This is a genomic window from Streptococcus sp. CL8.13 (assembly GCF_049737895.1).
In genome coordinates this window covers 1-5,029 of record NZ_JBKOTT010000067.1, presented here as the reverse complement: position 1 = coordinate 5,029, position 5,029 = coordinate 1, and the positions used below count along the sequence as shown (strand labels likewise).

The 5,029-nt window shown below is 43.4% G+C and carries 6 protein-coding genes; 2 read left to right on the top strand and 4 right to left on the bottom strand.

What is annotated here, in order from left to right:
* Together ACLNCN_RS03255 and ACLNCN_RS03250 are read left to right on the top strand one after the other, a co-directional pair.
* On the top strand, positions 1–706 hold a 706-nt coding region (locus ACLNCN_RS03255), incomplete at its 5' end, for a PTS mannose/fructose/sorbose transporter subunit IIC (RefSeq protein ID WP_424844605.1).
* A 23-nt stretch (positions 707–729) separates the two neighbouring features.
* Positions 730–1,641 carry a PTS system mannose/fructose/sorbose family transporter subunit IID gene (locus tag ACLNCN_RS03250; protein ID WP_000136864.1) on the top strand — a complete coding sequence of 304 codons (912 nt, stop codon included), beginning with the start codon at positions 730–732 and terminating at the stop codon, positions 1,639–1,641.
* Positions 1,642–1,696: 55 nt separating this feature from the next.
* Here ACLNCN_RS03250 and pepC read toward each other — a convergent pair whose 3' ends face one another.
* From pepC to ACLNCN_RS03230, 4 genes are all read right to left on the bottom strand, one after another.
* Positions 1,697–3,031, bottom strand: coding sequence for an aminopeptidase C (gene pepC / locus ACLNCN_RS03245; RefSeq protein WP_424844604.1), 1,335 nt, complete (start codon positions 3,029–3,031; stop codon positions 1,697–1,699).
* A 110-nt stretch (positions 3,032–3,141) separates the two neighbouring features.
* On the bottom strand, positions 3,142–3,864 hold the full coding sequence (locus ACLNCN_RS03240) for an rRNA pseudouridine synthase (RefSeq protein WP_261031709.1): 723 nt from the start codon (positions 3,862–3,864) through the stop codon (positions 3,142–3,144).
* A 268-nt stretch (positions 3,865–4,132) separates the two neighbouring features.
* Positions 4,133–4,363 carry a GlsB/YeaQ/YmgE family stress response membrane protein gene (locus ACLNCN_RS03235; RefSeq protein WP_049487295.1) on the bottom strand — a complete coding sequence of 77 codons (231 nt, stop codon included), beginning with the start codon at positions 4,361–4,363 and terminating at the stop codon, positions 4,133–4,135.
* 9 nt (positions 4,364–4,372) lie between these two features.
* Positions 4,373–5,029: aminopeptidase (locus tag ACLNCN_RS03230; RefSeq protein WP_424844603.1), on the bottom strand; the 657-nt coding region annotated here is incomplete at its 5' end.

Genomic DNA, 5,029 nt, shown 5'->3' with positions numbered 1-5,029 from the left:
TTGTACCCTTATCGGTCTTGTTACTGGTAACCTTGAAGCAGGGATCATCCTTGGTGGTTCTCTTCAAATGATCGCCCTTGGTTGGGCTAACATCGGAGCTGCCGTAGCTCCTGACGCTGCTCTTGCTTCTGTTGCTGCTGCCATTATCATGGTTCTTGGTGGCGACTTTACTAAGACAGGTATCGGTGTTGCCCAAGCAGTTGCTATCCCTCTTGCAGTTGCTGGTCTATTCTTGACTATGATTGTCCGTACACTCTCTGTCGGATTGGTTCACACTGCTGATGCTTCTGCTAAAAAAGGTGACTTCAAAGCAGTTGAACGTGCTCACTTTGTCGCACTTCTTCTTCAAGGTCTTCGTATTGCAGTCCCTGCAGCACTCCTTCTAATGGTACCAACTGAAACCGTACAAAGCATTCTAAATGCTATGCCTGATTGGCTTAAAGATGGTATGGCTATCGGTGGTGGTATGGTCGTTGCCGTTGGTTACGCTATGGTTATCAACATGATGGCAACTCGTGAAGTATGGCCATTCTTCGCTATCGGTTTCGTGCTTGCTGCCGTGTCAGATATTACTCTAATCGGATTTGGTGCTATCGGTGTTGCTATCGCTCTTATCTACCTTCACCTTTCTAAAACTGGTGGAAATGGTGGCGGAGGAGCCGCAACTTCTAACGACCCAATCGGCGATATCCTAGAAGACTACTAAGATAAGAAAGGACTGAAAACATCATGACTGAAAAACTTCAATTAACTAAATCAGATCGTAAAAAAGTTTGGTGGCGTTCAACTTTCTTACAAGGTTCTTGGAACTATGAACGTATGCAAAACTTGGGTTGGGCTTACTCATTAATTCCAGCTCTTAAAAAACTCTACACTAAAAAAGAAGATCAAATCGCTGCTCTTGAACGCCATCTTGAGTTCTTCAACACTCACCCATACGTAGCCGCTCCAATCATGGGGGTTACTCTTGCACTTGAAGAAGAACGTGCTAACGGTGTTGAAATTGATGACGCTGCTATCCAAGGGGTTAAAATCGGTATGATGGGACCTCTTGCTGGTATCGGTGACCCAGTATTCTGGTTTACAGTACGCCCAATCCTTGGATCACTCGGTGCTTCACTTGCCCTTACTGGTAATATCTTAGGTCCAATCCTCTTCTTCGTTCTTTGGAACTTGATTCGTATGTCATTCTTGTGGTATACACAAGAGATTGGATACAAGGCTGGATCAGAAATCACTAAAGATATGTCTGGCGGTATCCTTCAAGACATCACTAAAGGAGCTTCTATCCTTGGTATGTTCATTCTTGCTGTCCTTGTTCAACGTTGGGTAAATATTAAATTTGCTTTCGATGTTGCCAAAGTTCAACTAGATGAAAAGGCTTATATCCATTGGGATAAATTGCCAGAAGGATCTAAAGGTATCCAAGAAGCATTCGCACAAGTAGGACAAGGATTGTCTCAAACACCTGAAAAAGTTACTACTTTCCAACAAAACTTGGATATGTTGATCCCTGGACTATCAGGACTACTCCTTACTCTCCTTTGCATGTACTTGCTTAAGAAAAAAGTATCTCCAATCACTATTATCCTTGCACTCTTCGCAGTGGGTATTGTGGCACATGTTCTTCACATCATGTAATCAAGCAACTTAAAAGGAATCAGGTTCTAAAATCTGATTCCTTTTTTCTATACTTTTATTCGGCCAAGGCACCCATTGGATCCCATGGTGCGAGTACAATTGGTTCTGATTCATAGGCAGCTTGTTCTTCTGCTGTCAGCAATTCTTTACGGACAACGATTTGGTAAGTGTATTCGTCCATCCAAGCGTCTGAGGCAACAAAGTAACCATCGGTACCAACCTTGTCTCCCCATGAGTTTTCAACCTTCCACTTGGTTGACTTCCCATTTTCATCCAAATCAACACCTGTCAAGACCATGGCGTGGGTCATCAAACTTTCGCTGTAGTCCAAACGTCCAGCCTTGTCTTGAGTGAGTTTAATGTCCATGCTTGATTCAAAGTCATAAACATCTGTCGCAAGAATTCCAGCTTTACGGTTGCTGAGTTGACCGACATCTGATCCAAACCAAACAGTCTCACCTGCTTGCATTTGGGCAATCGCTAATTCTTTCAAGCGTTCCATCGGTACATTGATGTAACGAACCGCACGGCTACCAACCACATTCCCCAACATCTCAACTGTGTAAGATTTGCCGTAAGGCTTGTCAGCAGTTGGGGCATTGATAACAGAAACATAGTCCTCTAGAGGAAGATTGACATATTTCTTGTAAAACTCTTGTGGTGTAATACCCTTTTCACTTTGGTAGTTGTTATCCTTATCACGATAAGCAAAGTCAAATTTACGTGGTGGAAGACCCAATGACATAGCAAGGAAGTTAAAAATTTCTTGCAAGAGGTCTTCTTTCTTAGCTTGAACAGTCGCTTGGTCTGCACCAGAAGCGAGCAAGTCACGCAAGATTTGAGCATCTTGACGAAGCAATTTGTTAAGGATTGCATTTAGCTCACGGCTGCTACTAGATGAAACAGACTCAGGGTAAACTGACTTAGGCACGACACCGTATTTCTCAAAGAGAGAAACGACCATATCCCATTGACCGCCATCTTGTTGTGGAGTTTGAAGTAGGAATTTAACCTTACGACTCGTCAAGTCTTGGTCTGCAGTCGCAATCACTTGCTCCAAGAACCAGTTAGATTTTTCATACTTGTCCCAGAAGAATGTGTGGGCCTGTGATAACTCAAAATTTTCCAATTTGTATTGCGAGATGAGTTTGTGGCGGAAGGTATTGAGAGCTGCGAACATCCAGCAACGACCAGAAGCCTTCTGGTTAGTGACCTTGTCCTTGGTCAAATCCAATGAGAAAACAGGTGTATTGTTCACATGGCTTTGGCGACGCTCAAGGGCTGCAAAAATTCCGTTGTGGCTGGCAGCATTTTCAATCGCTTGGTATTTTACATTTGCTTCATAATTGGCAAATAGTTTATCAGTAAATGATTCTTGAATCGCGTTCATAGATTCCTCCTTTTATTCTACAGTCTATTATAACTCTTTTCACAAAGGAAGCAACTGAAAAACATAAAAGGCAAGGATATTCTTCCTCACCTTTTCGAATATAAATCAAATTAAGCAATATTCGCAAGGAGAGCTTCTAACTCTTCCTTGGTCAAGCGACGCCATTCTCCTCTCTGCAAGTTCTCATCCAATACTAGCGTTCCCATAGTCAAACGTTGCAAGTCTACTACTTCCTTGCCACAGTAGCCCACCATACGCTTGATCTGATGAAACTTCCCTTCTGCAATGGTCACACGGATTTGACTTTGATTCTTTTCTGTCTCTATGGACACAAGCTCCAGTTTAGCAGGCTGACAAGTAAAGTCTTTAAGAGGAATTCCCTTGGCAAATGTCTCCACATCTTCTTGGGTCATAATTCCCTTGACTTGTGCCAGATAAGTCTTGTCCACATGACGCTTAGGTGAAAGAAGAGCATGGGCAAGCTTGCCGTCATTAGTCAAGAGCAAAAGACCATGCGTGTCAATATCCAAGCGTCCTACTGGGAAAACTTCCTTGCTCCGAGCAATATCATCCAGCAAATCCAGAACCGTTCTGTGCTTAGGATCCTCAGTCGCTGAGATGACTCCTTTGGGCTTGTTCATCATGTAGTAGACAAACTCTTCATACTCCAACACTTGCCCGTCAAAGCGAATTTCATCTCTTTCTTCATCAATCTGCAGTTTCGCTGACTTTTCTTTTTTACCATTTACCATCACGCGCCCAGACTTGAGCAAGTTTTTGACCTCAGTCCGACTCCCCACAGCGCAGGCAACTAAAAATTTATCTAATCTCATAGAACTATTATATCATACTCAAAAGGAGGCTGGTACAATGACCAACCTCCTTTTCGTTTCATATTCTTCAAAAATCGCTTCAAACCGCGTCAACGTCGCCTTGCCGTATATATGTTACTGACTTCGTCAGTTCTATCTGCAACCTCAAAACAGTGTTTTGAGCTGACTTCGTCAGTTCTATCTACAACCTCAAAGCAGTGCTTTGAGCAACCTGCGGCTAGTTTCCTAGTTTGCTCTTTGATTTTCATTGAGTATCAGATTTAGGAAATTAACTTCCTCGTCTCCAGAAAATCGCTAAGACAATCATGGAACCTAGTACTGCCGGAATAATGGCAGTTCCTGCTATTATCGGTCCCCAAGTCCCAAAAAGCAAGTGGCCTATAAAGGCACCAATCCAACCTAGAAACATTTTTCCAAAGCATCCCATACGTTCTCCACGATTGGTCAAAGCACCTGCCAAGAATCCCACTAGGAGACCAACGAACATACTTCCTAACATATTATCTCCTTAATTTGCCCAATCTCCGTTACGAAAGAGTGGTACACGTGTCCCATCCTCACGGATACCATCGATATCCATTTGGTTAGAACCAATCATAAAGTCTACGTGAACATCTGAACGGTTAAGCCCCGCGGCTTCAAGCTCCTCTTCGCTCATCTCCGCTCCACCAACAACGCTAGTTGCATAGGCTGCACCGATAGCCAAGTGATTTGACGCATTTTCATCGAAAAGGGTGTTAAAGAAGGTAATGCCTGACTGAGAAATTGGGCTTGGATCTGGTACCAAGGCACATTCACCCAAGGCACGCGCACCCGCATTTTCAAAGACAAGGTCTTTCATGACTTGATCACCCTTCTCAGCAGTGATATCTACGATTTGTCCATCCTTAAAGGTTACCTTAATACCTTCAATGATATTCCCATTATAGCTAAGCGGTTTTGTAGAAGTTACATAACCATCTGCACGACGGAAGTCAGGTGCTGTGAAGACTTCTTCTGTCGGCATATTTGGCAAGAATCCTTCTCCTTGCGCATTGATAGCACCAGCTGATTCCCAAACGTGGTTCTTCGGCAAACCAAGTGTCAAATCTGTTCCTGGCGCTGTGTAGTGAAGGGCTGAAAATTGTTCTTTATTAAGCATATCAGCCTTACTCTTGAGGATGGC

Bases quoted from the DNA above. Each gene is read 5' to 3' on its own strand.
- ACLNCN_RS03250 (WP_000136864.1), top strand. From the start codon at position 730: ATGACTGAAAAACTTCAATTAACTAAATCAGATCGTAAAAAAGTTTGG.
- pepC (WP_424844604.1), bottom strand. From the start codon at position 3,031: ATGAACGCGATTCAAGAATCATTTACTGATAAACTATTTGCCAATTAT.
- ACLNCN_RS03240 (WP_261031709.1), bottom strand. From the start codon at position 3,864: ATGAGATTAGATAAATTTTTAGTTGCCTGCGCTGTGGGGAGTCGGACT.
- ACLNCN_RS03235 (WP_049487295.1), bottom strand. From the start codon at position 4,363: ATGTTAGGAAGTATGTTCGTTGGTCTCCTAGTGGGATTCTTGGCAGGT.